This is a genomic window from Pleomorphomonas sp. T1.2MG-36 (assembly GCF_950100655.1).
GTDB lineage: Bacteria > Pseudomonadota > Alphaproteobacteria > Rhizobiales > Pleomorphomonadaceae > Pleomorphomonas.
Window position 1 is genome coordinate 322,181 of sequence record NZ_CATNLY010000051.1, and the last position, 24,994, is coordinate 347,174.

Annotated in this window: 25 protein-coding genes; 13 read left to right on the top strand and 12 right to left on the bottom strand. The window is 63.8% G+C overall.

What is annotated here, in order from left to right; translation table 11 throughout:
• The 7 genes from QQZ18_RS20790 (at window position 1) to QQZ18_RS20820 (ending at window position 9,099) form a co-directional block, all read left to right on the top strand.
• The gene (locus tag QQZ18_RS20790; RefSeq protein ID WP_284542897.1) at window positions 1–2,301 is read left to right on the top strand and encodes a bifunctional DNA primase/polymerase; all 2,301 of its coding nucleotides are present in this window, start codon (window positions 1–3) and stop codon (window positions 2,299–2,301) included.
• 433 nt (window positions 2,302–2,734) lie between these two features.
• Window positions 2,735–3,727, top strand: coding sequence for a HamA C-terminal domain-containing protein (locus tag QQZ18_RS20795; protein ID WP_284542898.1), 993 nt, complete (start codon window positions 2,735–2,737; stop codon window positions 3,725–3,727).
• Window positions 3,724–6,300 carry a DEAD/DEAH box helicase gene (locus tag QQZ18_RS20800; protein ID WP_284542899.1) on the top strand — a complete coding sequence of 859 codons (2,577 nt, stop codon included), beginning with the start codon at window positions 3,724–3,726 and terminating at the stop codon, window positions 6,298–6,300. Before QQZ18_RS20795 ends, QQZ18_RS20800 begins: the two co-directional genes overlap by 4 nt.
• Before the next feature lie 118 nt (window positions 6,301–6,418).
• The gene (locus tag QQZ18_RS20805; protein ID WP_284542900.1) at window positions 6,419–6,643 is read left to right on the top strand and encodes an antitoxin MazE-like protein; all 225 of its coding nucleotides are present in this window, start codon (window positions 6,419–6,421) and stop codon (window positions 6,641–6,643) included.
• Entirely contained in the window at window positions 6,640–6,966 is a 327-nt protein-coding gene (locus QQZ18_RS20810; RefSeq protein WP_284542901.1) for a type II toxin-antitoxin system PemK/MazF family toxin, read from the top strand. The genes QQZ18_RS20805 and QQZ18_RS20810 overlap by 4 nt, the downstream gene beginning before the upstream one ends.
• Before the next feature lie 100 nt (window positions 6,967–7,066).
• A complete protein-coding gene (locus QQZ18_RS20815) occupies window positions 7,067–7,687 on the top strand; it encodes a hypothetical protein (RefSeq protein WP_284542902.1) in 621 nt (206 codons plus the stop codon).
• A gap of 425 nt (window positions 7,688–8,112) precedes the next feature.
• Window positions 8,113–9,099: an alpha/beta fold hydrolase gene (locus QQZ18_RS20820; protein WP_284542903.1), complete on the top strand. Its 987-nt coding sequence runs from the start codon at window positions 8,113–8,115 to the stop codon at window positions 9,097–9,099.
• A 427-nt stretch (window positions 9,100–9,526) separates the two neighbouring features.
• On the opposite strand, the gene QQZ18_RS20825 is transcribed toward QQZ18_RS20820, so the two are convergent.
• Window positions 9,527–10,522 carry an HWE histidine kinase domain-containing protein gene (locus QQZ18_RS20825; protein ID WP_284542904.1) on the bottom strand — a complete coding sequence of 332 codons (996 nt, stop codon included), beginning with the start codon at window positions 10,520–10,522 and terminating at the stop codon, window positions 9,527–9,529.
• Between the two features lie 261 nt (window positions 10,523–10,783).
• Here QQZ18_RS20825 and QQZ18_RS20830 point away from each other — a divergent pair, with 261 nt between their 5' ends.
• Window positions 10,784–11,467 carry a DUF6683 family protein gene (locus QQZ18_RS20830; RefSeq protein ID WP_284542905.1) on the top strand — a complete coding sequence of 228 codons (684 nt, stop codon included), beginning with the start codon at window positions 10,784–10,786 and terminating at the stop codon, window positions 11,465–11,467.
• A 48-nt stretch (window positions 11,468–11,515) separates the two neighbouring features.
• On the opposite strand, the gene QQZ18_RS20835 is transcribed toward QQZ18_RS20830, so the two are convergent.
• Window positions 11,516–12,790: a DUF892 family protein gene (locus QQZ18_RS20835; protein ID WP_284542906.1), complete on the bottom strand. Its 1,275-nt coding sequence runs from the start codon at window positions 12,788–12,790 to the stop codon at window positions 11,516–11,518.
• A gap of 158 nt (window positions 12,791–12,948) precedes the next feature.
• Between QQZ18_RS20835 and QQZ18_RS20840 the strand changes: the two genes are divergently transcribed.
• A complete protein-coding gene (locus QQZ18_RS20840) occupies window positions 12,949–13,818 on the top strand; it encodes an alpha/beta fold hydrolase (RefSeq protein ID WP_284542907.1) in 870 nt (289 codons plus the stop codon).
• A 197-nt stretch (window positions 13,819–14,015) separates the two neighbouring features.
• Here the strand turns inward: QQZ18_RS20840 and QQZ18_RS20845 are convergent, their stop codons facing one another.
• Window positions 14,016–14,405, bottom strand: coding sequence for an amino acid-binding ACT domain-containing protein (locus QQZ18_RS20845; RefSeq protein ID WP_284542908.1), 390 nt, complete (start codon window positions 14,403–14,405; stop codon window positions 14,016–14,018).
• Window positions 14,406–14,472: 67 nt separating this feature from the next.
• Complete coding sequence (locus QQZ18_RS20850) at window positions 14,473–14,817, bottom strand: antibiotic biosynthesis monooxygenase family protein (RefSeq protein ID WP_284542909.1); 345 nt, start codon at window positions 14,815–14,817, stop codon at window positions 14,473–14,475.
• 185 nt (window positions 14,818–15,002) lie between these two features.
• Between QQZ18_RS20850 and QQZ18_RS20855 the strand changes: the two genes are divergently transcribed.
• Window positions 15,003–15,668: an ArsR/SmtB family transcription factor gene (locus QQZ18_RS20855; RefSeq protein WP_284542910.1), complete on the top strand. Its 666-nt coding sequence runs from the start codon at window positions 15,003–15,005 to the stop codon at window positions 15,666–15,668.
• A 164-nt stretch (window positions 15,669–15,832) separates the two neighbouring features.
• On the opposite strand, the gene QQZ18_RS20860 is transcribed toward QQZ18_RS20855, so the two are convergent.
• The 4 genes from QQZ18_RS20860 to QQZ18_RS20875 all read right to left on the bottom strand — a co-directional run bounded on the left by QQZ18_RS20860 (window position 15,833) and on the right by QQZ18_RS20875 (window position 18,906).
• Window positions 15,833–16,564, bottom strand: a complete 732-nt coding sequence (locus QQZ18_RS20860; protein ID WP_284542911.1) for a prephenate dehydrogenase — start codon at window positions 16,562–16,564, stop codon at window positions 15,833–15,835.
• Between the two features lie 289 nt (window positions 16,565–16,853).
• On the bottom strand, window positions 16,854–17,471 hold the full coding sequence (locus QQZ18_RS20865; protein ID WP_284542912.1) for a hypothetical protein: 618 nt from the start codon (window positions 17,469–17,471) through the stop codon (window positions 16,854–16,856).
• A 176-nt stretch (window positions 17,472–17,647) separates the two neighbouring features.
• Window positions 17,648–18,454 (bottom strand): glycoside hydrolase family 25 protein, encoded by an 807-nt coding sequence (locus tag QQZ18_RS20870; RefSeq protein WP_284542913.1) that lies wholly within the window; start codon window positions 18,452–18,454, stop codon window positions 17,648–17,650.
• Between the two features lie 110 nt (window positions 18,455–18,564).
• Window positions 18,565–18,906 (bottom strand): hypothetical protein, encoded by a 342-nt coding sequence (locus QQZ18_RS20875; protein ID WP_284542914.1) that lies wholly within the window; start codon window positions 18,904–18,906, stop codon window positions 18,565–18,567.
• A 95-nt stretch (window positions 18,907–19,001) separates the two neighbouring features.
• On the opposite strand from QQZ18_RS20875, the gene QQZ18_RS20880 reads away from it, so the two are divergent.
• Window positions 19,002–19,298 carry an addiction module antidote protein gene (locus tag QQZ18_RS20880; RefSeq protein ID WP_284542915.1) on the top strand — a complete coding sequence of 99 codons (297 nt, stop codon included), beginning with the start codon at window positions 19,002–19,004 and terminating at the stop codon, window positions 19,296–19,298.
• Between the two features lie 19 nt (window positions 19,299–19,317).
• Here the strand turns inward: QQZ18_RS20880 and QQZ18_RS20885 are convergent, their stop codons facing one another.
• Both QQZ18_RS20885 and QQZ18_RS20890 read right to left on the bottom strand, forming a co-directional pair.
• Complete coding sequence (locus tag QQZ18_RS20885) at window positions 19,318–20,223, bottom strand: glycoside hydrolase family 130 protein (protein WP_284542916.1); 906 nt, start codon at window positions 20,221–20,223, stop codon at window positions 19,318–19,320.
• Between the two features lies 1 nt (window position 20,224).
• Window positions 20,225–21,001, bottom strand: coding sequence for an SDR family NAD(P)-dependent oxidoreductase (locus QQZ18_RS20890; RefSeq protein ID WP_284542917.1), 777 nt, complete (start codon window positions 20,999–21,001; stop codon window positions 20,225–20,227).
• A gap of 144 nt (window positions 21,002–21,145) precedes the next feature.
• On the opposite strand from QQZ18_RS20890, the gene QQZ18_RS20895 reads away from it, so the two are divergent.
• Complete coding sequence (locus tag QQZ18_RS20895; protein ID WP_284542918.1) at window positions 21,146–21,994, top strand: class I SAM-dependent methyltransferase; 849 nt, start codon at window positions 21,146–21,148, stop codon at window positions 21,992–21,994.
• Window positions 21,995–22,097: 103 nt separating this feature from the next.
• Here the strand turns inward: QQZ18_RS20895 and QQZ18_RS20900 are convergent, their stop codons facing one another.
• Complete coding sequence (locus QQZ18_RS20900) at window positions 22,098–22,253, bottom strand: DUF3563 domain-containing protein (RefSeq protein ID WP_284542919.1); 156 nt, start codon at window positions 22,251–22,253, stop codon at window positions 22,098–22,100.
• Window positions 22,254–22,616: 363 nt separating this feature from the next.
• On the opposite strand from QQZ18_RS20900, the gene QQZ18_RS20905 reads away from it, so the two are divergent.
• Window positions 22,617–24,161 carry a GGDEF domain-containing protein gene (locus QQZ18_RS20905; protein ID WP_284542920.1) on the top strand — a complete coding sequence of 515 codons (1,545 nt, stop codon included), beginning with the start codon at window positions 22,617–22,619 and terminating at the stop codon, window positions 24,159–24,161.
• Between the two features lie 596 nt (window positions 24,162–24,757).
• On the opposite strand, the gene QQZ18_RS20910 is transcribed toward QQZ18_RS20905, so the two are convergent.
• The gene (locus QQZ18_RS20910; protein ID WP_284542921.1) at window positions 24,758–24,916 is read right to left on the bottom strand and encodes a DUF3563 domain-containing protein; all 159 of its coding nucleotides are present in this window, start codon (window positions 24,914–24,916) and stop codon (window positions 24,758–24,760) included.
• Between the last annotated feature and the right edge of the window lie 78 nt (window positions 24,917–24,994).

Here is a 24,994-nt window from a genome sequence, read left to right on the forward strand (position 1 = left end):
ATGGCCCCGCTGACGACGCCCTTTGCCATCGCCGACCTGTCGCCGGCCCCCAACCGGGCGCTGGCGCTCGAGCTGGCGCGGGCGGGATTTTTCGTGTTCCCGGTGCGCGGCGCCGGTCCGGACGCCAAGAAGCCCTGCCCGACGGTGCGCTGGGGCATTGATGCCACCACCGACCCCCGGGCCATCGGCGACTGGTGGCGGCGCTGGCCGGACGCCATGCCGGCCATCCACCTGGGGCGGTCGCAGTTGCTGGTGGTCGACCTCGACCGGCACGAGGGCGGCGCCGACGGCATCAAGGCCTGGGGCGAGGTGAACCGGGGCGTGGCGGCGCCGGCCGTCGATACGCCCTCGGGCGGGCGGCACATCTATTTCCGCCAGCCGGACGGGCGCGCCCATGGCAACCGCGAGGGGCTGCTCAAGGGGCGCGGCATCAACATTCGCGGGCAGGGCGGCTATGTGGTGGCGCCCGGCGCGCTCCGGGCCGACGGCGAGGGCGCCTACCAGCCGCTGCCGGCCGGCTCGATCGCCGCCGCGCCGCCGGTGCCCGACTGGCTCTATGCGCTGATCGATCCCCCCGCCGCCAAACCGGATGCGCCCGACAGGCCGGAACCCCGCCCGCGCGCCGATGCGCCGCTCGCCGACCTCAGGCTCGGCCGCTATGCCGACAAGGCCGTCGCGGCGGAGCTCGACGCCGTTCGCGCCGCCGGCAAGGGCGGCCGCAACAACCAGCTCAACCGCGCCGCCTTCGCGCTGGGGCAGATGGTGGGCGCCGGCTGGCTCGGCGAGGCGGCGGCGACGTCGCTGCTCATTTCGGCCGCCGAGGATTGCGGCCTTGCCGCCGACGACGGCCTGCCGGCCTGCCTTGCCACCATCCGCAGCGGCCTCAGGACGGGCCGGATGCAGCCGCGCGAGGCGCCGAGGGATACGCGCCCCGAGCCGCCGCGCCCGTCCCGCCCGGCGGCCGGCCCGCGCCGCCTTCTGAAGGAGCGCTCCGGCGCGGTGGTCGACGAGGCGACCGGCGAGGTGGTGCACGAGGCCAAGCGCGCCCGCGCCGCCGTCGAGTTCCCCGACGCGCTGACCCACGTGCCCGGCCTCGTCGGCGACATCGTCGACTGGATTTCGGCCACCGCCCGCCGGCCCAACCGGGTGCTGGCGCTCGGCGCGGCGCTGACGCTGGTGGGCACTGCCATGGGCCGCTTCTGGGCCGGGCCGACGCTCAGCTCCACCGTGCTCTACATGCTGGCGCTGGCGCCGTCCGGCGTCGGCAAGGACCACGCGCTGCAACAGATCAAGCGGCTGCTTTCCGCCGCCAAGATGACGCGCACCATCGGGCCGGACGAGTTCATCTCCATGCCGGCCGTCATCCATTTCATCGAGCGCGAGCCGCTGTCGCTCTGCCCGATGGACGAGTTCGGCGCCTTCCTCAAGCGCATCAACGCCAAGCGCGCCTCCGGCTTCGAGCGCGGCATTTCCAAGATCATGCGCTCGGTGTGGGGCACCAACTTCGGCCTGATGACCACGCCGGAATGGGCGGCGACGCCGGCCCGCACCATCCGCGCGCCGTCGCTCTCCATCTACGGCGCCTCGACGCCGGAGGATTTCTTCGAGGCGCTGGATGGCGGCGACGTCAGCAACGGCTTCCTCAACCGCTTCACCCTGCTCACCGTGGCGAGCCGCACCGAGGACCGCGAACCGAAGGAGCCGCCGCTCGTCGTGCCCGAGAAGCTGTCGGAAAGCCTGCGCCGCCTGTTCGGCGGCGGCAACCCGCTGGTGGTCGCCTCGAAGCTGCACGAAACGGACGTGGAGATCGAGCCCTTCGTCATCCCCTGGGGGCCGGGCGCCGAGGCGGTCTACACCGGCTTCCAGCGCGAAATCCTCGCCTGGCAGGACCGCGACGCCGACGCCGAGAACTTCATCGGCCGCGCCGCCGAAATGGCCGTCCGCATGGCGACCATCCGCGCCGGCGGCCGCGACCCGGTGATGCCCCGGATATCCGAAGACGACATGCAATGGGGCCGCGCCGTCGCCCTCTGGTCCGCCCGCACCCTCTACCGCATGGGCCGCCTCTACATCTCCGAAACCGACTTCCAGTCGGAAGCCAACCGCGTGCTGCGTATCATCGACAAGGAGGGGGGAGAGATCAGCCAGGAAACGCTGAGGGCGCGGATGAAGAACCGGCTGAGGGCACGGGAGCTGAGGGAGGTGATCGAAACGCTGGAGGATACGGGCGCGATCACAAGGGAGAGCGTGGCGACGGAGGGCGGAGGGCCGAGGAAGACGCTGTATTTTCTGAGGGGGTAGGGGAGATTTTGTTGCGGCGGGGGACGCTAATCATGGGGGTACCTGCCCCGGCAAAAATTACTACGCCCAATAGATGTACTCAGATAGGCCCTAGGATGAGTGAGTTCATGACATGAGCGATTGGGTGCCACAAGAGATTCGACTGTACGAAAATATGATGAAGAAAAATGGAAACCAAATGTCATCTGGAAGATCGCAAACCGTCCAATGTGCAGATTGGTTCCATCCCAAAGTTCTTCAGGCGCAGAGGAAGGGAACTTTGGTGCATAAGCGATGGGTGTGTCGCTCGAATCTAGACCAAGTAAGTCGTGCTGATGTGGCGTTCAGGTCAGGACGAATCCAACCAAAAAAAGAAAGAAGGACCGGTAGTTCCCTACGGAAATTAACTACTCTACCGAGCGCTGTGTTGCGTTTTTCGGCATGCAGGTCCTTGATGGCCTTCTACACGCCAAACGCGATTCGGGGCCTCTATATGCTTACTCCTGCAGAGATCGTCGACCTTTTGTCGCCGACGACGCCCGATCTTACGCCCCGCATCGGCTGCATGAAAAAGACATGGACAGCCGAAGGCACAAAGATATCTGGACGCTTTTTCTACGTCGCCCTTCGGGATAGCAAGCCGACTATTGATGACCTAATCACAATTGCCCATGCGCGACTTGTCAATTTTGTTATGCCAAGAGCTCGGATTAACGAGGTTGTAGCTGAGATGACGGCTAGTCCGGGTGTACTAGATCCTTGGGTCTTACTGATGACTGAGGCTCGAGATCTTTTTATGCGAACTGATGAAGAAACAGGCCGTAGCGGCGAGTTAGGTGAACTTCTGCTCTACATGTTAATTGAGTGGGTGCTGAAGGCCCCTATTGTAGCGTGCAAGATGTATCTTAAGACAGCGCAACAGATGCCTGTTCACGGAGTTGATGGCATCCACCTCGGTTATGAGTCCGATAAACTAATTATGTACTGGGGAGAGTCAAAGCTCCATTCGACGCTGCATTCCGCACTAGACGATATATCGTCTTCGATATCATCATATGTAAGTGACCCTAAAAAGTATGAAAATGAAGTTAGAATCGTAAGATCAAATCTTAATTTAGATGCTGTAGATGAGATGGCGAAGCTAGCTATAAAGGATTACTTTAACCCATACAAGCCTGAAAGTAATAATTTTCTCGAAAGCTATGCATGCTTGGCTGGATTCGACTCAGTTCTATACGATAAAGTTTCGACTTTGGACCACAGCGCCTGCGAAGCAGCTTTCTGTGAGGCTTATGACAAACGCGTCGAAAGTGCTTGTAAGATGATTGTCAAAAAGGTGAAAGCCGCCGGTCTCGATCATCTTAGATTCTCATATTTCCTTCTTCCTTTCCCATCCGTCGACGACGCCCGCGCTAAGTTTCAAGCGCGTCTTTGGGGGACAAAATGAGTTTAGTAGGCGAACTGGCGACAGAGATTTGGATGGAGGACGCTTTCCATGCCGACTTGGCACAGCTGGAAGCTGCCAATATTCGCGCTGAGCTGTACGAAGGAGCTTTACTCAGCACTTCAGAAAAGGTTGATTCCGGTCTTATAAGGCGTCTCGTGCAGGCGGCCCTCATTTTTGCTGACACCGACGAAGACCAATACCTGAATGTTGCTCAGCGAATTTCCACAGCGGCGCTTCGGTTGGCCGGGACAGGCGCAAATGACCTCTTTGCAATGATACAGGGGCGCCTGCGAAATTTTCCTGCTCTCCTTACGGCGGGTGGTCGCACGTCGTTTCCGCAATATGCTCCGCTATCACTGCAGCATGAATTTGTTAGGTGTCGTTTAGAACAAACAGTTGCTACCGGCGATGACTCTGAGCACGTCTTTACGCCGTTCCAGCTTCAAAGCTGGAAGCTCCTCGCCGGTGGACGCTCGGGAACTCTTAGTGGCCCAACTTCAGCAGGTAAGTCGTATGTTCTCCTGCTCCATTTGGTCGAGCAGTTTCGAGCCGGCGTAGTGAAAACGGCGGCATATGTCGTGCCAACTAGAGCGTTGATCAATCAAGTATCTGATGATGCCTCGGCGGCGCTGGCAGCGCATGGTGTCCGTAATGTAACTATCGCGAGTATTCCGGTCGATCTCTCTCCGGGTGAGTTTGGCGGTCTTCTCTATGTCGTAACGCAAGAACGACTCGATGCACTATTGATCGCGAGTCCTAATCTTCACCTTGATCTAGTCATCGTGGATGAAGCGCAGATGATTGGCGATGGTAGTCGTGGTGTTCTTTTGGAATCTGTTATGGATCGCATAAACGCTAGTCCGCAGCGATCTCAATTAATTTTTAGCGGCCCACTCATAGAAAATCCCGCTTATTTTGGAGATCTTTTTGATCTAGAGGGATTCAATACCAGTATATCAAAGCGTTCTCCTGTTACGCAAAATATCCTCTTCTTGGACTACACGGAGCGACCAGAACCGACGGTGTCTGTTAAGGTTTTGGTCGATCCTGAAGAAGTCCAGGTTGCCACCATTACTCTTCCTAATCGGTTACTTACCGACCTTGATCGCTTGAGTTATATCAGTTTGCTCTTTGGACGGTCCGGTTCAAGCATAGTCTACGCGGGAGGAAAATCGGATGCCGAGAAGATCGCTCTGAAGATTGCTCTTGATCTTCCTGAAGACAAAATGCGGACTGACGCTCTCTCTGAGTTGATCGGCTTTGTAAAAAAGCATGTCCATAAGGATTATGCTTTGGCAACTACTCTGGAGAGAGGCGTTGGTTTCCATTATGGGCATATGCCAAGTCTTTTGCGAAAGCAGCTCGAAGATCATTTTCGCGACCGAAAGATCCACTATTTTATTTGTACCAGTACCCTTCTTTACGGTCTTAACTTGCCAGCTCGGAACATTTTCCTCTCTAAACCGACAACGGGAAGGGGTAGGGCAATATCCGGACCCGCGTTTTGGAATCTTTCCGGCCGTGCTGGCCGGATGGGTAAGGAGCTTGAAGGCAACGTTTTCCTGATTGACTACGGAAGCTGGGAGAATCGACCGCTAGAAGAGGGGCGGGGTGTGTCGGTCACGTCGGCATTGAAGACCGCGATTGTTGATCAAGCCGACGATCTGCTTATGTTCTTGAATGATGCGTCGATCTCCTCAGATGTTAGCCCTAACTTGGAGATCACGTTAGGCAAATTGGTGCTCGACGAACGTGTTGGACGCCTCGATCGAACTCTGGATCGCTATATTTCATTAGTAAATACACAGACGCTTCGCTCAATCCGAGATCGGATTAAACAAATATCGGCCACAGTTGATATTCCGACCGATGTTATAAACAGTAATATTGGTGTATCAATTTTTCGTCAGTTTGATCTACTTACATATATGGTGAAAAGACTCAAGAAGATTCCTCCGGAAGAGATGATCCCTTCGCACCCCTTAGGCGATTTCAAAGAGGTCTCGAATAATTACTATAGAGCGTTCAGGCGGATACATACATATCTTTTGAAGTATGACAGCAAGGACAAACGCCATTTTTTCTTTGCACCTTTGGCTTTGCGATGGATGCGAGGGGACGCCCTACCGGTGCTAATCGACTCAGCAATTCGCTACAACCAGACCAAGGAGAAGGGTAAAAAAAGCGTCGCCACGATTATCAGGGAGACTATGGAAAACGTCGAACAAGATTTGAGATTCCGTTATGTAAAGTATTTCACTTGTTATAATTCATTGTTGAGAGTTGCGCTTGAACGCGCAGATAAGGCTCAATACATTAAGATCATCCCTGATATTCCGCTTTTTCTTGAAGTCGGGGGGTCGTCTGGTGCAATGATCAACTTGATGGCGCTGGGGCTTTCGCGGACATCGGCAGAGTCTCTTGTCGAGTATATTACAGATAAAGAAATGCGATTGGCCGATCTTCGCGACTGGCTTCGTAAGCTCGACTTAGTGGCACTTGATATCTCCCCGATTTGCATCAGAGAAATTCGGACCGTTCTGGAGTTGAGTTCCACTCTGCCCAACGAATAGAGGTGCAATGGCGGCTGTAGCAGATCACAGTTAGCAGCTCCGGCAGGAAGGAGTGGATAGCGATTAGGTAGCGCGCAACTCTCATGTTAAGGTAGTGCGCAACCTTATGGAGGGCACTATGCCGCGCCCCAAGCAGACAGATGACAGGCTGAGCAAGTTTCAGCGTTATCGGCAGCAACAGCAGCGCCGGGGCATGAAGCAGTTGCGGATTTGGGTGCCTGATCCTAGTCGGCCGGAGTTTGCCGCCGAGGCCAGGCGGCAGGGGCTTTCCCTGCGCGGCCGGGCCGAAGAGGCCGACGCCTTGGGCTTTATTGCCGAAGCGTTTGAGTGGCCCGAGGAATGAAACGCGGCGATCTTGTCACGGTGGCGGCGCAAGGTGACTACGGCAAGCCGCGCCCCGCCCTCGTCATTCAGTCCGATGCGCTCGATGCCGCCGACAGCGTGCTCGTCGCCTTGCTGACCAGTACGCTTGCCGACGCGCCGCTCTATCGCCTCACCCTTGAACCCACCGCCGACAATGGCCTCAAGGCCGTGTCGCAGGTGATGGTGGACAAGGTGCTGGCCTATCCGCGTGCCAAATGCGGCCCGGTGATCGGCCGGCTTTCGCCACAGGACATGCTGGCGCTCAACAACATGCTGCTGGTCATGATCGGCCTTGCCGACTGACGCCCATCGCGCCACCTTGCCGGTTCCCCGATGGGCCATAAATGGTCCATAAAGGGGCCTCGCGATCCGTTTATGGATCATGGCGCAACGCGAGGTCTCCATGCCGCTCCCCCTCGAAGCCGTCCTCATTTCCGGCACGTCGCATGTCGGCAAGTCGACGCTGGCCGAAAGGCTGGCCGGGCGGCTCGGCTGGGCGGGGCTGTCGACGGATGGATTGGGGCGGCATCCGGGGCGGCCGTGGCTCGGCGTGCCGTCACAGGTGCTGGAGTTCTACGAGCGGCTGACGCCCGAGACGATCCACTGGTTCCTGAAGGTGCACCACGAGAACATGTGGCGGCAGGTGCGGCCGATGATCGAGGCGGAGCGGGCGGCGGGGCGGCCGTTCGTGCTGGAGGGCGCGGCGCTCCGGCCGGCCTACATCGCCCCGCTGCTCTCAAACGAGGTGTTCGGCGTGTTGCTCCACGCGCCCGACGGCTTCCTTGTCGAGCGGATGCGCTCGGCCGCCGCCTACGAGACGCGCGGCCCGGGGGAGCGCACGCCGATCGACGCCTTCATCGACCGTTCGCTGAGGGAGAACGCCGCCCTCCTTGCCGAAGCGCGCGACACGGGGCTGAGGGTCGTCGACGCGTCGGACGCGCAGGCGGTGGCGGACCTTTTCGACGAGCTGGTGGAGAGGGCGGCGGTTCCGCCGATACCGGGGCCATTGACCCCGCCGCGCTGAGAGCTTGACCCGAAACTCTACCGGGGGCGGCATTCTTTTCGCGATACGCTGACTCCCCATAGGCGCGGTTGGACTCCCATGGACTCCCAAGGAGGCCGCCTTGCCGGCCGCTCGATCTCGCGCTATTTCTGCCCTCGGTCGGCAGTTCACCGAGGCGTCGCTGTCCCCGAGAGGGGGTGCTAAACCTGCCGCTTGAGACAGCCGTGAACCGGCAGCGGTTCCGGGCGTTCTTACAGAGCATGTCCGGCGAACCCTGGTTCGCCAACATGCTCTGGTTCCTTGTTGTCGCATTGTTTTTGCGGAAAACCGGTTTCCACTTTTCCGCACAATGCTCCAGAGCCCGTGACGGACACTCACCCGTGCCGCGTCGCAAGGCAGCGACCACGACAATCGCCAGCGATTTCGGCACGCATCGAGGATGAGTCATGTCCAGGACGCTTTCCCACGCGGCCGACGCGCGTCGGTCGCCCCGCTTCGTTCCCCTCGCCGACCAGCCGGCCGTCTTGCTCACCGATACGCCGCGCGGCGTGGTGCAGCACACCGACGGCGGCGACGGCCCGGCCGTTCTGGCGCTGCATGGCGGCATGGGCGGCTACGACCAGAGCCTGATCCTGGCCGAGGCGCTCCTCGGCAAGGCGCCCGGCTACCGGGTGGTCGCCCTTTCGCGCCCCGGCTATCTCGGCACGCCGCGTGCTTCCGGGGACACTCTTGAGGCATCCGCTTCCTCCGAAAAGTCTGCAACTTTTCGGACGGATGCCAGCGTCGCCGAACAGGCCGATCTGTTCGCCGCCTTGCTCGACAGGCTCGGCATCGAGCGGACGATCGTGGCGGCGGTGTCGGCCGGCGGTCCCTCGGCCATCGCCTTCGCCGCCCGCCATCCCCAGCGCTGCGCCGGGCTGATCCTCGTTTCCACGGCGAGCGGCCGCTTCGACGTGCCGGATTACGTGCTGAAGCGGCTCGGCTGGTTCGGCTGGCTGATCCGCGTGCCCGGCCTGATGTCGCTGTTCGCCTGGCTGCGCGGCCGGCAGCCGGAAAAGGCGGCGGCGCGGGCCATCGGCGATCCGGCCTTGGTGCGGCGGACGCTCGACCACCCGGAGGCGGGGCCGCTGCTGCGCTCGCTGCTTGCCAGCACCTTCGACCGGCTGGCCGACCGGATGCCCGGCACGCTGGCCGAGACCATGGGGTTCGCCACCCTGCCGCCGCTGCCGTTTTCCGGGGTGACGGCGCCGACGCTGGTGATCCATGGCGACGCCGACAAGGTGGTGCCGTTCTCCCACGGCGAACGCTCGGCGCGCGAGATCGCCGGGGCAACGCTGCACGTGGTGCCGGAGGGAGGGCACACCGCCCTCTTCACCCACCTCGACGACGTGCGGGCGGCGGCGCGGGCGTTTTTGGCGGGGCTGGAGCGGTAGCTGGCGGCGCTATGGTGTGCCCGCATCTGTGGAGAGCGCGGAGGAGCATACTGGCACGGTTTGGGGAGCGCGATAGCGGCCGATTGTTTCATTCTGCCCGAGGTCCTCGCCTTCGCAAGGATGACAGCTTGATAGAAAGGGGAAACAGCTGGAGTGTGCGCCATACAGCTTGATTCCACATGAGAGGCAAGCGTTGCGGATAACAGCGCGATGAAAGGCGTTCTCCACCTAACCGGTTGTCACCACTATATATAATGCTGTCATCCTTGCGAAGGCCGCTTGAATTCGCGTGCGAATTCAAGGTGTACCTCGGGCAGAATGGAGCGAGCCGCCGATATCGCGCTCCCCGAACCAAGCCAGCGCGATACGTCCGTTCGGTCCACTGTCCCTGCATCCTCTCCCCGCAGATGCCTGCCTGCCATAGCCGTCACGTCGGAATGGCGGCGGAGCCGAAGGGGATCAGGATCTCCACCTCCAGGCCGTCGGGCGCGTAGGTTTGCCGGACTTCGCCGTGGTAGATGACGGTCTGGATCAGCCGGGTGCCGAAGCCGGTGGTTTTCGGCGGCGTCACCGGCGGGCCGCCGCTTTCCACCCAGGTGATCTGGAGGAAGCCGCTCGCCGCATCGGCCTGCCAGCCGACGGAGAGCCGGCCGTCCGGCACCGACAGCGCGCCGTGCTTGGCGGCGTTGGTGGCCAGCTCGTGCAGCACCAGGCCGAGCGAGGTCAGCGTGCTCGACCCCAGGATGACCGGCCCGTCGGGCGTGATCGTCACCGCCTCCGGATCGTTGGCGTAGGGCGCCAGCACGCGCTCGATCAGCGCCGTGAGGTCGGTGGCCTCGTCGCCGATGAAGCCCAGCTCCTGCGCCTCCACCAGCGCCCCGAACCGCCCCAGGAAGTCGTCGCGGTACTGGGCCGCCGACCGTCCCTCGGTGGTGGCCTGGCGGGCGATCGACCGGGCCACGCTGAGCAGGTTCTTCATGCGGTGCTTCAGCTCGCCGAACAGCATGTCTTTCTCGGAGTCGCGCTCGTCGCGCTCGGTGACGTCCACGATGGACAGCAGCATGAGGTGGCTGTTGTTGTCGGGGTGGTGCAGCGTTCGTGCCGTCAGCAGCATGACGCGCCGGCCGAGCCGGGGAAACTCGTGCTCGACGCGGTAGTCGATCACCGCCGCGCTGCGGGGGATCACCTGCATGAGCAGTTGGCGGAGGTCGGGAATGTCCCACTGGCCATTGCCGAGCTCATGGATCGGCTGGCCGATCGTCTCGTAGCGCTCGACCTGGAAGACTTCGAAGAAGGCGCGGCTGGCATTCTGCACGCAAAGCTTCTCGTCCAGCAGCAACATGGGGTCGGACACGGTGTCGACGATGCCCTGCGCCTGGATGTGGCCGGTGCGGAGAAGGCGGTAGAGGTCCTCCATGTTCATGCCGAGCACCTCCTTTGGTGGCCAGATTGCAGGTGAGGCCCTGGGGAAGTCTGAAGCTAGACTGTGGATTTTATCAATATCGGCGAAGCGACTGGCCGAGCGCCACCAGATCCTGTGTTGTAAAGACGCTCGACCTTGCCGGAAGTTCCATGCGGAACCCATGCTTTCTTGGCTTTCAGGAGGCTTCGGGACGGCGGCGAAGCGGGGCGGAACAAAACGGCGGGCTGGCGAGTTGGAAAAGCATCATCGGGAGATTTGCCCATGACGCCTCGCTTCGCTCGTCTGCTGATCCTCGTTCCCCTCACTCTGGCCGCGCCGGCCGGCGCGCAGGGGCTGCCCGCGTTGCTGCCCGACAGCCGCGTCATATCCGACGTGCTCGACGGGCGCGGCGGTGCGCCGGAGGCGGTTCTGCCGAGGGCATCGGCCACCGCCTATCGCGCCTCGCCGGAAGCGGGCGCCGACGCCCGGCGCGCCTATGCCGAATGGATGTCGCTCCTCAGGAGCGCCGAGAGCGGCCGCCGCGTCGCCGCCGCCCTCGGCGACCGCGATCCGGTGCGCGGCTGGGCCAGGATCGTCGGCGACGACGGCCTTCACCCCGGCGACATGGCCGATGTCGTGGCCGGCTACTGGCTGCTCAACTGGACCATCGCCAACGGCGCCGACAGCAGCCGCGAGGGCGCCGAGGCGGTGCGCCGGCAGGTGCGGCAAATGATCGTCGCCAGCCCCGGCTTCGACCGGCTCGACGGGCCCGAGCGGCAGCGGCTGTCCGAGGCGCTGATGCTGGAGTTCCTGGCAGAGCACGCCGCCTATGCCGACGCCGTGGCACGCGGCGACCGCGCCGCCGCCGATCGGCTGGCCGAGGCGGCCGTGGCCCGCTTCCGCGCCCAACTGGGCGTCGACCTTCGGGCGCTCAGGCTGACGGACGACGGCTTCGTGCGCAGCTGAAGGGGCCGCCGACGCGCGGCGGCACCCCATTCGTTTGACCGGTCCCGTTCAACGCACGGCGGGCGGCATGCCGGCCAGCGAGGTGAGCGGCTGGGACACCTGGTTCAGGAGATAGTCCGACTTCATCTCCTCGCCGAGCGACAGGGTCAACAGCTGGGCGATCTCGTGCTCGTGCAGCTGGATGGCCATGTTGCGGGCCGCCGTGTAGGCGGCGATCTCGTAGTGCTCCACCCGCTGGGCCACGCCGATCAGCGCCAGGTCGGCGAAGGCATCGGGGTTCTGCTCGCCCTTCTTGACGATCTCCTCGCTCTCTTCGACGAGGCCGCGCATGCCCTTGGACACCTTGGCGCTGGACGAGCCGCCGAGCGCCTTCAGCGCCTCGGTGAGCCGGTCGACCTGGGTGTTGGTTTCCCTGAGGTGGAACTCGAACAGGTCCTTGAGCTGCTGGGTGTTGGCGGCTTTCGCCATCTTGGGCAGCGCCTTGACGAGCTGCTGCTCGGCGCTGAGCAGGTAGCGCAGGTCCTCGATCAGCATCTGGCGCAGGGCATCGGCGTCCTTGGTGTCGCTGGTGACGGCGGCGACGTCGCTACCCTCGGGCGCCGCGCCATCGCCCTCAAGGCCCATGAAGGCCCTGGCCTCGACCATTTCCCAGTTGTCGCCCTCGTTCCACGGGCCGCGCGCGTCCACCTCGCCAAGCTGGCCCTCGCCGGTCGACTCGTTGAAATACTGGTTGACCAGCCGGGGCGTCGGGGCGATGCGGCCGACCATCAGCGGCGGCTTGCCCATGCTTTCCAGCGCCAGCGCGAAGGCCTTCATGTGGGTGATCTCGCGCGTCATCAGGAACTGCAGCGCATCCTTGGTGCCGGGGTCGCGGCAGAAGTCGATCAGCCGCTCGTAGACGATCTTGGCGCGCGCCTCGGCGGCGATGTTGCTGCGGAGGTCGACGTCGAGCTCGCCGGTGATCTTGAGATAGTCGGCCGTCCAGGGATTGCCCATGGAGTTGAACAGGTTGACGCCGCCGCCGCCGGCAATGGCGATCAGCGGATCGGCTTCGGCATCCTCGCGCACCGACTTCATCGGCTTCAAATGCATGCGGGCCAGCGTGCCGACGATCTCAAGGTGGCTGAGCTCTTCCGTGCCGATGTCCATCAGCAGGTCCTTGCGGGCGGCATCCTCGCAGTTGAGCCCCTGGATGGAGTATTGCATCGCGGCCGCGAGCTCGCCGTTGGCGCCGCCGAATTGCTCCAGCAGCATGTTGCCGAAGCGGGGATCGGGCTCGTCGACCCGCACGGTGTACATCAGCTTCTTGACGTGGTGGTACATGAAGATCTCCCTGGGCGGCCTCGGAGACGACGCGCCGCGTGGGGCTACAATCGTGGGGTCTGCCGATTGTTCCGACAAAACCGGCCGAGGCGGGCGGGAACATCTCCCGGCCTTCGGCCGTTCGATCCCTCCATGGATCCGGAGCAAGGGACACGGCGATGTTCGACGGCTTCACGCTGGAGACGGTGAAACTTCCCGAGGTGAGCCTCAGGGTGCGCCACGGCGGCTCCGGCCCGCCGCTGCTGCTCCTGCACGGCCATCCGAGGACGCACACCACCTGGCACCGGGTGGCGCCGCTCCTAGCCCGTCGTTTCACCGTGGTCTGTCCCGACCTCCGGGGCTTCGGCAAGTCGTCGAAACCGGCCGACGCGACCGATCACGAGTGGTCGTCCAAGCGCGCCAAGGCGCGCGACTGCGTCGACCTGATGCGCCACCTCGGCCATTCCGCCTTCCACCTCGCCGGCCACGATCGCGGCGCCTACACCGCCTTCCGCACCGCCATGGATCACCCCACCAAGGTGATGAAGCTCGCCGTGCTCGACGGCGTGCCGATCCTCGACGCGTTGGCCCGCTGCGACGCGCGCTTCGCCGCCCGCTGGTGGCACTGGTTCTTCTTCGCCCAGCCCGACAAGCCCGAGCGGGCCATTCTCGCCGATCCCGACGCCTGGTACGGCGGCTCGCCCGAGGCGATGGGCGGCGACAACTACAGGGATTATCGCGCCGCCATCCACGACCCCGATGTCGTCAGGGGCATGCTGGGCGACTATCGCGCCGGCCTCTACGTCGACCCGATGCACGACCTCGACGACCAGGAAGCCGGCCGCAAGCTGCGCTGCCCGGTCCACGTCGTCTGGTCGAAGAAGGACGACCTCGAGGAACTCTACGGCGACCTCCTCGCCCTCTGGCAGCCTTGGTCGAAGCTGCCGGTGACGGGAGCCGGCATCGACTGCGGCCACCACATGGCCGAGGAGGCGCCGGAGGCGCTGGCGGCGGAGCTGGAGGGGTTCTTCTTGGGGGAGTTGGAGTAGGGAACATCGCCGGCGCCACTATCATCAGGCGCCCTATATGAGCCGATCGCTTTGTTCTGCCTGAGGTCCCCGCCTGCGCGGGGATGACAGCATGATGGATGCGCTATCCATCTGTCTCATATATATAATTCTTCTGTCATCCCCGCGCAGGCGGGGACCTCAGGCAGGATAGAGCCCAAGGGACCTATAGCGCTCCCCTATCTCCCATCCTCCCAATCCCTCGTCGCCTCCGCCGCCGCTTCCGGCCCGTCGCAGATCAGGATCAGGCGGTTGTGGTGATCCGAATACTGGGTGAGGATGTTGACGCCCGCCTCTGCCAGCGCCCTCGCGATGGCGCCGAGCTGGCCGGGCGTGCCCTGTTTCAGGCGGCGGATCAGCGGGCGGTGCATGGCGACCACCGGAATGCCCGCCGCCTCGGCCGCCCGGCGCGCCGCTTCGCCGTCCTTGAACAGGAAATGCGCCACGGCGCGTTCGCCCTCGGTGAACACGCCGCCGCCCTCGAAGGACACGCCGGCGCGGCCCATGGCCTCGCCGAGATCGGCCAGGGCGCCGGGGCGGTTGGCGAGATCGAACTCCACGTCAAACATGCTGTTCCTCTGTCTTCTTGCCACGCAATTCCGGACGCAAAACCGGCGGCCACTTTTGCTGGAATTGCTAGGTGTGAAACTCTCGGCTGTCGGCAGGCGCTTCGGCTCGCTCGGTCATGCCGTAGTCGCGCAGCACCTCGGCAACGCGCAGGCGATAGCCGGCGAACACGTGGTCGCGGCCGGCGGTTTGTGCCCGGCGGTGCTCGGGGAGGGCGCGCCATCGGGCGACGGCCGCCTCGTCACGCCAGAAGGACAGCGACAGCAGCCGGCCCGGCGTCGTCAGGCTCTGGAACCGCTCGATGGAGAGAAAGCCGTCGATCTCCGAGAGCAGCGGCCGGAGCTCGGCCGCCCAATCGAGATATTCGCCCTTGGCTTCGGCGGGCACGTCCACTTCGAAAATCACTGCGATCATCGGCATCTCCTTTTGTCCTGGCATGCCAATTCGCGAAGATGCTGACGCATCCGCTCATTGAGATCATTGCCGATTTCTCATTGCGTCAGGGGCATGAGAAACCGGCAAATGGAATACCCAGAGGCATTGCAATGCCCTTGGTATAGGCGACTGGCGCGCGACGATGGTTCGGCTATCATCGAACCATGAGAGAAGGCCCCGACATCGCCCGCATCGCCGCCCTGGTGGCCGACCCGGCCCGCAGCTCCATGCTGCTGGCGCTGATGGACGGCCGGGCGCTGACCGCCACCGAGTTGTCCGGCCTTGCCGGCGTCACCAAGCAGACGGCGAGCGGCCATCTGGCCAAGCTGGTCGACGGCGAGGTGCTGGCCGTGGAGGCGCAGGGGCGGCACCGCTATTTCCGTCTGGCCGGCGCGCATGTGGCGGCGCTGATCGAGGCGTTGATGGTGTTCTCGTCGGATGCCGCCCCGCCGGTGCGCACTGGGCCGAAGGAGCCGGCACTGAGGAAGGCGCGCGTCTGCTACGATCATCTGGCCGGCGAAATGGGTGTGGCGCTCTACGACCGGGCGCGCGAGGCCGGTTGGCTGGCCGAAGACCTCGGCGTGACGGAGGCGGGCTGGTCGCGCTTCTCCGCCATCGGCGTGACGCCGGACAGCCTGCCGCGCAGCAACCGCCCGCCGTGCCGCGCCTGCCTCGACTGGAGCCAGCGGAGGCACCACCTCGCCGGGCTGATCGGCAAGGCGACGCTGGATCGGCTGTTCGCGCTCAGTTGGGCAAGGCGGCTGCCGTCGTCCCGCGTGGTGGCGTTCACGCCGGAGGGCGAGCGGCGGTTTCGCGAGTGGATCGGGTAGGGGAGGCCGATATCGGCGTTGCGCTCCATTCTGCCTGAGGTCCTGCGCCTTCGCGCAGGATGACAAAATTATATAACAAAAACATATACATAGATTGTCATTCTGCGCGAAGGCGCAGAACCTCGGGCAGGAAAGGGCTCAAGGGAACTATAGAGCTCCATTCCCTACAGCCCCCGGTCATCCAACGTCGACGTCAGCGATTTGAAGCGCCTCAGCACGTCGCCGGCATAGGGGTTCGACGCCAGGATGGCGTGGCGGACTTCCGGGGCGTCGTTCCTGACCATGTCGACCGCCGACATCAGCAGCTCGAAGCTCCTTGTGGTGAGGCGCGTCGGGTGGAGGTCCATGCGGGTGAGCAGGCTGGCCACCAGATGGGTCAGGCCCTGCACCTCGGCGGCGTCGCGGTCGTGCTGTTCCGGCGTCGTCAGGATGACGTCGAGGCCGAGCCGGCGGCAGAAGGCGGCGACGCGGAAGCGCCGGCCGCGCAGCGGGCAGATGGCGATGCGCGCCCCCCGGAGCCCCGCGCGGGCGCTGACCGGGCCGAACAGCGGGTGGGTGGCGACGATCTCCACGTGGTCGGGCAGCATCTCCAGCATGATGGCGGCCGGCTCGACCTTGACGCTGCCGACGTCGAGCACCAGCGCGCCGGGGGTGAGGTGCGGCGCCAGCCGCGACGCCACGCCGGCCATCTCGCTCACCGGCACCGCCAGGACGACGACCGGGCAGGCGGCGGCGGTCTCGAACGGCACGAGTGCAACGCCCAGCGCCTCGGCGCGGGCCGCGTCGGGCGCGATGTCGTGGGCGAGGATCGGGGCATAGGCGCGCAGATGCTCGGCCATCAGTTGCCCGAAGGCACCAAAGCCAATGATGCCCACCGGCACATCGGATCGTCTCATGGGAGCGTCTGGCATGACATCCTCGCACTGGCGACGCCGCCAGGGCTGGTGTCCGTCCACTTCAACCGCTGGTCAGGCCGCGGTTGAAAAAGCAAATGATGCCCTCGCCGCTATGTCAGCAGCGCGTAATACAGGCCCGAAAGAGACTGGCCGGAAAGGGGCAGGGTCACCATCATGGTCGTGCGATAGCAACTGGCCCGTGCCAAGTCAATGACGCGGGCGAGATGCGCAGACGGTTCTCGCTCCGCAGTCGCTTATCCGAAAAGTCTGCAACTTTTCGGACGAATGCTCAGGAGTTGTCGAAGACGAACATCGGGCTCATCCGGACGCGTTCCATCACCGCGTCGGGGTCGGACAGCTTACCCAGCGGGATGAGGAAGACGACGTCCGGCAGCTTGCGGCTCGGCCCGAGCACGATCTGCAGCCAGCCGTTCCGCTCGAAGATGACGTCGATCTTCTCGCTGTCGTCATAGGCGGCGGAAAAGCGGACCTCGTCCTGCACCAGTTCGAAGCCGTCCTCGCCGAACCTGGCTTCGCTCCGGACGCTGTCGCGACCCTTGAAGATCCGCTTGTCGAACGCCTTGATCACCGACTTGCGCGACACCCTGCGGGTGACGCCCATCTTCTTCATGGTGCGTTTGATCCACCAGTCGCTGATCTGGTAAAGGCCGCCGAAGACGAACAGCGCGGCAAAGCCGATCTGCATGAATGGCGGCCGGTCGAGCACGATACCCGTCACCACGATCGGCAGCCCCAGGATGATCGAGACCAGCCGGAGCTTGCGCCAGAAGCCCGTCTTCCTCTCGACGATCTCCGCCGATGCGTCGCGCTGATCCAGCATGGCGTTCAGCACCTCGTCGCGTCGAAGCGTGAAGCTGCCAGTGCCGATCGTCTGGTCTCGGTCCATCAATCCTCTCCGGTCGGGCAAGCGATTCATCCATCATACGCATTTTATCGTATAAATGGCAAATTGCTCAATAAAATCATGGGTATGATTTTTCATGCCGTGCAAAGGCGCCCGTCTCCGGCCCGAGAAGGCCCGCAATCCCATGGAGGCGTGTCGTTGCCGAGCGTCGGCGCTTTCTAGCGCTCCGCGACCAGGGCCGGCGCGACGGCGCTGTCGGCGAGGAACTTCCGGAAATCGGCTTCCGTGCCGTAGAAAACGTTGCGGTCGGCGTTGCCCTTGACGCCGGCGACGCGGCCGGTCGAGCTGTACTGCCAGAAGTGCCAGGGGCGGTCGCCATAGGCCTCCTTCGGCTTGACGGCGGTGGAGCGCACCCACAGCGGATAGCGCTCGAAGGCGCCGACCAGTCGGTCGCGGTAGAAGTCGACCGAGGTGTAGATCACCGGCCGCTTGCCGTAATAGGCCTCGACGGTGTCGAGGAAGGCCTGCATGTCCCGGTAGATGTCGGCGGCCGGCGGGCGCTTGGTGCAGGTGGGCGAGGTGGGCGTCCACTCGATGTCGAGCACCGGCGGCAGGGCGTTGGCGTCGCGCGGCACGTTCTGGATATACCAGGCCGCCTGCTCGGCGCCGGGGCGGCAGTGGTACCAGAAATGGTAGGCGCCGCGCAGCACGCCGGCCCGCGCCGCGCCGACGTAGTTCTCGGCAAAGCGCTGGTCCACCCGGTCGCCGCCCTCGGTGGCCTTGATGTAGGCAAAGCGGATGCCGTCGCCCTTCACGGCGCTCCAGTCCACCGTCTCCTGGAAATAGGACACGTCGATGCCCTCGATGGTGTCCTTCGACGGATGCCGGATCTCGAAGGTGTCGCCCCGGAAGTGCGGGGTGGCGCGCACCGGCCCATCGTCGAAGGTGAGCGCCGAACATCCGGCGATCAGCCCGGCAAGCGCCAGCGCGGCCGAGCGAACGAGAAACGAGCGATAGAAGGCCATCGACAAAACCTTGAAAGACGAAACGCGACGGTGGAACCGTCGCGAAGCCCAAGCATCCCAGCAGATGGATAAGGATTTGTTAACTACGACGAGGGGGAGGAGCGGGCCTTTCAGCCGAAGTAGTATCTGTAGCGGGTGAGAATGAACAAGGCGATCACCCAGGCTAGGAAACATCCCCACTTAATATAGCTTAGCCTGTTGTACGCTCTCATGAACTCCGGGTTCCGATATAGCCTGTCCGATGCAATGTACATTGCCAAACCGGGGCCGGGGACGCGCCTTGCTTTCGGGTCGTATTGCAGGATCAGATTATTCTCCTTGGCGTTGTAGATGATGAACCCGATCATCGGCGCAAGGAAGCTGAATGCGGCAATGTATTTACCCAAGGTTGCGCTCCTCTGTTTGTTCACAGAATAGGTGAGCCTGAGTGCTAGCGGAAGGGGGCGGACCATGGGCGCCGCCTTGACGAAGAGAGCGGCTGCGTGTTGCTTGTCGTAATCTGTAGTTCACAGCTACTGGCGTCATCGACATGGCGAAGGAGGTCTGAATGGAACTCTCGACGACCAAATGGGACCCCGCCGAGTTCCTGACCAGCGACGAGGCGGTTGCCGCCTACCTTGAAGCCGCCTTCGAGGATGGCGACCCGAAGATGATCGCCGTTGCCTTGGGCGACATCGCCAAGGCCAAGGGCATGTCGGCCATCGCGAGGGAAGCGGGGGTGACGCGCGAGGCGCTTTACAAGTCGCTGAGCGACAGGGGCGACCCCAAGCTGTCGACGCTGATCGGCGTGATGAAGGCGCTCGGGCTGCGGTTCACGGTGACGAAGGCGGACGAGGCCGCCTGACCGGCGATTGGCCGGGGTGTCACCGCCCGTATCTGCGGATCGTTGCGCGGAACAGGGCGCGGTCGGCGCGGGAGAAGTAGAGCCAGATGTGGCCGCCGGCGATCACCACCGAGGCGGCGAAGGCGATGTCGGTGGCCAAGCGGTTCGGCGAGGGCGGCGGGGCGATCAGCGGCTCGATGCAGCGGTCGATCACCTTGCGATATTCGGCATCGAAGGCGATCCAGCCGATGCGCCAGCGGGCGTCCTCGGTGGCGCCGTTGTAGAACATCACCGGCTGGTTCTTGTCGGTGGTGAGCAGCGGGCCGGTCGAGAGGTGGAAGTTGTCCCACATGCCCTCGCGCGGCGCGAAAGGCTGGCGCTCGTGCTGCCAGGGGCCGTCGACATCGGGCCCGGTGGCGAGACCGATCAGCGAGGCGCCGTTCGCGGCATACTCGTAGAACATCCGCCAGCGGCCGGCCTTGGTGCGGTCGACGGTGGCTTCCTTGACGTTGCCCTCGGACGGGGTCGAGGCCATCGCCACGCCCTTCTTCTTGAGGTGCTCGATGCCGGGACCGGCCGCATAGAGCATCTCGCCATGGCGGCCGTCGGCGGCGACGCCGGTGTAGTAGACGACATAGCCGCCGTCGGGCAGTTGAACGACCGTCGGGTCCTCGCAGCCGCCGGCATCCTCCGGCCCCGGACCGGGCGCGATCGCCGGCCTGTCGGTGGCGGTGAAGGTCAGCCCGTCGTCGCTTTTGGCGTACCAGATGGTGCCGGTGTCGCCCGTCTCGCCCATGCGCGGCACGGCGCGCACCATCATCCTGTAGTCGTGGTCGTGCGGCCCCTTCCACACGTATGGGCTCATCAGGTCGCGCTGGCTGATCGCATCGGGGCCGTGCACGATCACCGGCTCGATATTCTCGACGTTGAAATCGACTTCTGCCATGTCAGGCCCCCAGCGCCTGTTCGAGCGTCAGGCCGCCGTCGATGGTCAGGATGGCGCCGGTGATGTAGTCGGCCTTGTCCGAGCAGAGATAGACCGCCAGCGCCGCCACCTCCTCGGCCTTGCCGGCGCGGCCCCAGGGAATGTGTTCGCGCGCTTCCGCCAGGGTCTGCGGGTCCGACTGCGCCTCCCGGTTCATCGGCGTCAGGATCATGCCGGGCGCGATGGCGTTGACGCCGATCCGCATCGGGCCGCATTCGACGGCCATGGTGCGGGTGAGGCTGTCGAGCCCGGCCTTGGCCGCGCAATAGTCGGCGCCGCCATAGCGCACCGCCGTCGAATGGATCGAGCTGATGTTGACGATCCGCCCCGGCCGCCTCGTCTCGCGCAGGCCGCGCACGAAGGCGCGCGAGGTGAGGAAGGCGCCGGTGAGGTCGGTGCGGATCAACCTCTCCCACTGGGAAAGTTCCATGTCGGCCACCGTCACGCCGCTCATGTTGAGACCGGCGCTGTTGATCAGGATGTCGGGCAGGCCCAGTTCGGCGGTCACCGCCGCGAAGGCCTGTTCGACCAGCGCCTCGTCGCCGACGTCGGCCTGGACGGTCATCGCCTTGCCGCCGGCGGCGAGGATGGCGTCGCGGACGGCGCCCGCCGCGTCGGCGTCGGCGTAATAGGTGACGGCGACCGCCGCGCCCTCGGCCGCCAACGCCCTGGCCGAGGCGGCCCCGATGCCGGATTCGCCACCGGTGACCAGCGCGACGCGGTTCTCAAGCAATCCCATCGAAACCTCCGGCTCCGTCCTGCCAACCTTGTAGAACTCGCCATCTCCGGCTGGGTTCCCTCGGCTGGCCGATCGGCAGGCTTGAGCCGGCGGCCGTCCACGGGCATGGTCCGCCATCGATTTCTCGCGCTGGGGGCGGATGTCATGCGCACGGATCTTCACGAGGCGAACCGTCTGTCCTGGAACGCGGCAACGGTGGCGCACAACAGCCACAAGGGCGATCAGGCGGCGTTCTTCCGCGGCGGCGGCTCGACGCTGTTCCCCGAGGAGCTCGACCTGCTCGGCGATGTCGCCGGGCTGAGCCTCGTCCACCTGCAATGCAACGCCGGGCAGGACAGCCTCAGTCTCGCCCGGCTGGGCGCCGAGGTGACCGGTGTCGACATTTCCGACGAGGCGATCGCCTTCGCGCGCCGCCTGTCGGCCGAGAGCGGCATAACGGCCGTCTTCGAGCGCGCCGACCTCTTCGCCTGGTTCGAGGAGGCGATCGGCGCGGGGCGGTCGTTCGACCGGGCGTTCAGCTCCTATGGGACCATCGGCTGGCTGTCGGACATCGATGCCTGGGGGCGCGGCATCGCCGGCGTGCTGAGGCCGGGCGGCCGGTTCGCGCTCCTGGAGTTCCACCCGTTCGCCATGGTGTTCGACCAGGGCTGGACGCCGCATTACGACTATTTCGGCGGTGCGCCGATCGAGGAGGCGGGCGTCGGCGACTATGTGGCAGAGTCGGGCGACGGCCTGACGCCGGGCGACAACCAAGAGGGCGTCGTCGACTTCCAGAATCCGCATCGCTCCTACGAGTTCGCCTGGGGCATCGGCGAGGTGGTGTCGGCGCTGCTCTCCGCCGGGCTCAGGCTCGAGCGGCTCGTCGAGTACCCTTACGCCAACGGCTGGCGCGGCTTCGAGCGGATGGTCGACATCGGCGGCCGGCGCATGATCCCGCCGGAGGACATGCCGCGCTTGCCGATGATGTATGGGCTGGTGGCGAGCAGGCTCTGAAACTTTGCCGGGCTCGATCCGCATACGACAAAGCGCCCGAACCGGTCAGGTATCGAGCGCTCGACGTCGTATCGGGGCTTGTCGGCTCGGGGCCGTCCTGTCCTCAGAGGCCGAAACCACGGCGGGTGCGGTTGTTGAGGTTCCGCTCGCGGGCTTCGAGGTCGAAGCGGTCGCCGGCTTCGTTCAGGTAGGCGAGATCGAGCTCGGCCTGGGTGGGAACGCGGAGGGCCTTGGCAGCACGCTTGAGGGTGGCGAACATTTTGGTTTTCCTTCTTTCCTAGACCGGAGGTTTCCGGCCTCTTTTTCTGATCTCTCTTGACGCCCTCAATATAGGCCCGGCAGCCGCCCTGACCTAATCGCAACTTCTGAAAGCCGCTTTCAGATTTCCTATAGGTAAAACTCCGTTTACGGGGCGCCCAGGGTGCGGAGCGAATACTCGCCGCCGCTTGATGCGCACCTTCGGTTTTCCGCCGTTCTTTCCAAATAAATCGCGAGGGCGGAAATGGTCTTTTGGTGAGTAAGCTTTTGCTGGATTGGCGGCTTAACCGATATTTATCGGCGTGATGCGATAGTTTTCGGCGTGGCCTTGGCCGGTCTTCGACCACATTTTCAAAGGTGGCTGGTGCGCATTCGACTTATCGTGGTGATCGTCATCTCCCTTTGCCTTGCGCCCTTCCTGGTGCAGCAGATCCTCATCGCCCACAGGGAAAGGGCGGAGTCTCTCGCGGAGATGGAGCGCAGCCTGCGCACATCGCTGGAGCGCGTCCAGGACATGCTGCTGGAAACCCAGGCCGACGTGGAGAACATCGCCTCCAGCATATCCATCAGCAACTCGTTCCAGAACACGTCTCCGGAGCAATGCTCCAAGCGGCTGTCCAGCCTGAAGGACCTCTATACCAGCATCGAACATCTGACCATCTTGACGCCCCAGGCGATCGTCTACTGCTCGTCCATCGCCGGAGTTGGCGGGATTTTGGTGAAGAACACCGGCAAGATGTTCAAGAGCGTGCACAACAACGACACCTACTGGGGCGAGCCGCAGGTCAGCCCGATCTCCCGAACGCTGGTCATTCCATCGGCGACGGTCATTCGCAACGACCTCCACGTCGACTACTTGGTCCTCGCCTCGCTGAAGGCGGAAACCGTTCTCAACAAGGCGCTGAACCTGTTCGACGTGACGCTGACGGAGGCGGCAATCATCAGCGCGGAGGGCGGCATCGCCGTCTCCAAGCTCATCGCGCCCGGGCAATCGGTGATGGAGGACGATTTCCTTCGGAGAAGCGCCAGTGGCTTTCTCGGTGTCCGGCAGGAAGTCCTGGGGGGCGAGCCCTATTACGTTGCCATGCTGAAGCTGCCGATGAACGGCTCAAGATTCCTGTTTCTGTCCTCGCTCAAGGCGACCAACGATCGCGCCTGGAACCAACTGAAGGGGGTGGTTCTGACGTCGGTCACCGAGACGGTGATGCTCGACGCCATCATCATGTTCCTGGCCGAGTTCTTCTTCATCCGCAACCTGCGCCGCATCGGCGCTCTGGCCGGCGAGATCAGCGCCGGCAAGCCGGGGCAGCGGATCTCCGTCCGCTCGCCCATCGCCGACTTCAACCGGCTGACGTCGGCGCTCAACCTGATGGTCGACACGCTGGAGGACACCAGCCGGCAGGACGCACTGACCGGCATCGCCAACCGCAGGGCGCTCGACAGCCATCTCGGCGAGTGCGACCAGCGCCTCGCCGAGGGCAAGGGGCCGATGGCGGTGGCAATGATCGACATCGACAATTTCAAGCTGTTCAACGACCGGTATGGCCACGCGGCGGGCGACAGGACGCTGCAAAGCGTCGTCCAGACCTTGCGGCGGTTCGGCAAGCGGCAGGGCGAGATGGCCGCGCGCTACGGCGGCGAGGAGTTCACGCTCGTCATCAGCGAGAGCGATCCGGACCTGTTCCGGGCGCATCTCGAAGCCTTCCGGCGGTCGATCGAGGACCTGAACATTCCGCACCCGGATTCGCCGCATGGCCGCGTCACGGTGAGCATCGGCTATGCCATGGCCCAACCGGGAACCACCATGCAGCAGGCCATCGAGCGCGCCGACGAGGCGCTCTATCGCTCCAAGGACAGCGGACGAAACCGCACCAGCGGCGAGCTGCACTTCGGGCAGTACGCGATCTGACCGACGCAAGGCCGGCTTCCGCTTTTGCTCTACGGCAGGCGCATATCAGCGGTGAGAGGCATAGACAGTGGAGCGCAGAGGATCAGGCTGGCTTGGTTTCTGGAGCACGATATCGGCGGCTCGCTCCATCCCGCCTGAGGTACACCTTGAATTCGCACGCGAATTCAAGCGGCCTGCGCAAGGATGACTGCGTGATAGAAAGGGGAAACAGCTGGAGTGCACGCCATATAGCTTGATGCCGCATGAGCGGCAAGCGTTGCCGATGTCAGCGCGATGAAAGGAACCCTCCACCTAACCGATTGTCATCCCTACATATAATGCTGTCATCCTTGCGCAGGCCGCTTGAATTCGCGTGCGAATTCAAGGTGTACCTCGGGCAGAACGAAACGCGACGCCGATATCGCGCTCCCCGAACCGAGCCGGTCTGATATGCCCTGCATTTCACCGTCCTGCGATTTCATCACCGCAGTGCATCCCATAGCGCTTTTGCCGGAGTCGCTCCGGGTCGGCGTGAGCGCATACGGCAAAGCGCCCGAACCGGTAAGGTTTCGAGCGCTGGCTGTCGTGCTGGAGGTGCCGGCTTTCGCCGATGATCCTCAGAGGCCGATGGTCCGCTGGAAGGCGCGGCTGTCGAGGTAGCGTTCGCGGGCCTCGAGGTCGTAGCGGTCGGCGGCCTGGTTGAGGTAGTCCATGTCGCGCTCGGCCTGGCTGGGCGCGCGGAGGAGCTGGGCGGTACGCTTGAGAGCGTTGAGCATTTTTTCTTTCCTTTCCCGACCGGCATATTCCGGTCTCTTTCTTTTCGCTTTTGACGCCCTCTATATAGGTGCGGAATG

Bases quoted from the DNA above. Each gene is read 5' to 3' on its own strand.
- QQZ18_RS20795 (WP_284542898.1), top strand. From the start codon at position 2,735: ATGGCCTTCTACACGCCAAACGCGATTCGGGGCCTCTATATGCTTACT.
- QQZ18_RS20790 (WP_284542897.1), top strand. From the start codon at position 1: ATGGCCCCGCTGACGACGCCCTTTGCCATCGCCGACCTGTCGCCGGCC.
- QQZ18_RS20855 (WP_284542910.1), top strand. From the start codon at position 15,003: ATGAGAGAAGGCCCCGACATCGCCCGCATCGCCGCCCTGGTGGCCGAC.
- QQZ18_RS20815 (WP_284542902.1), top strand. From the start codon at position 7,067: ATGCCGCTCCCCCTCGAAGCCGTCCTCATTTCCGGCACGTCGCATGTC.
- QQZ18_RS20860 (WP_284542911.1), bottom strand. From the start codon at position 16,564: ATGAGACGATCCGATGTGCCGGTGGGCATCATTGGCTTTGGTGCCTTC.
- QQZ18_RS20845 (WP_284542908.1), bottom strand. From the start codon at position 14,405: ATGTTTGACGTGGAGTTCGATCTCGCCAACCGCCCCGGCGCCCTGGCC.
- QQZ18_RS20895 (WP_284542918.1), top strand. From the start codon at position 21,146: ATGCGCACGGATCTTCACGAGGCGAACCGTCTGTCCTGGAACGCGGCA.
- QQZ18_RS20870 (WP_284542913.1), bottom strand. From the start codon at position 18,454: ATGGCCTTCTATCGCTCGTTTCTCGTTCGCTCGGCCGCGCTGGCGCTT.
- QQZ18_RS20800 (WP_284542899.1), top strand. From the start codon at position 3,724: ATGAGTTTAGTAGGCGAACTGGCGACAGAGATTTGGATGGAGGACGCT.
- QQZ18_RS20910 (WP_284542921.1), bottom strand. From the start codon at position 24,916: ATGCTCAACGCTCTCAAGCGTACCGCCCAGCTCCTCCGCGCGCCCAGC.
- QQZ18_RS20885 (WP_284542916.1), bottom strand. From the start codon at position 20,223: ATGGCAGAAGTCGATTTCAACGTCGAGAATATCGAGCCGGTGATCGTG.
- QQZ18_RS20820 (WP_284542903.1), top strand. From the start codon at position 8,113: ATGTCCAGGACGCTTTCCCACGCGGCCGACGCGCGTCGGTCGCCCCGC.
- QQZ18_RS20880 (WP_284542915.1), top strand. From the start codon at position 19,002: ATGGAACTCTCGACGACCAAATGGGACCCCGCCGAGTTCCTGACCAGC.
- QQZ18_RS20810 (WP_284542901.1), top strand. From the start codon at position 6,640: ATGAAACGCGGCGATCTTGTCACGGTGGCGGCGCAAGGTGACTACGGC.
- QQZ18_RS20825 (WP_284542904.1), bottom strand. From the start codon at position 10,522: ATGAACATGGAGGACCTCTACCGCCTTCTCCGCACCGGCCACATCCAG.
- QQZ18_RS20840 (WP_284542907.1), top strand. From the start codon at position 12,949: ATGTTCGACGGCTTCACGCTGGAGACGGTGAAACTTCCCGAGGTGAGC.
- QQZ18_RS20890 (WP_284542917.1), bottom strand. From the start codon at position 21,001: ATGGGATTGCTTGAGAACCGCGTCGCGCTGGTCACCGGTGGCGAATCC.
- QQZ18_RS20830 (WP_284542905.1), top strand. From the start codon at position 10,784: ATGACGCCTCGCTTCGCTCGTCTGCTGATCCTCGTTCCCCTCACTCTG.
- QQZ18_RS20850 (WP_284542909.1), bottom strand. From the start codon at position 14,817: ATGATCGCAGTGATTTTCGAAGTGGACGTGCCCGCCGAAGCCAAGGGC.
- QQZ18_RS20875 (WP_284542914.1), bottom strand. From the start codon at position 18,906: ATGGTCCGCCCCCTTCCGCTAGCACTCAGGCTCACCTATTCTGTGAAC.
- QQZ18_RS20865 (WP_284542912.1), bottom strand. From the start codon at position 17,471: ATGGACCGAGACCAGACGATCGGCACTGGCAGCTTCACGCTTCGACGC.
- QQZ18_RS20900 (WP_284542919.1), bottom strand. From the start codon at position 22,253: ATGTTCGCCACCCTCAAGCGTGCTGCCAAGGCCCTCCGCGTTCCCACC.
- QQZ18_RS20805 (WP_284542900.1), top strand. From the start codon at position 6,419: ATGCCGCGCCCCAAGCAGACAGATGACAGGCTGAGCAAGTTTCAGCGT.
- QQZ18_RS20835 (WP_284542906.1), bottom strand. From the start codon at position 12,790: ATGTACCACCACGTCAAGAAGCTGATGTACACCGTGCGGGTCGACGAG.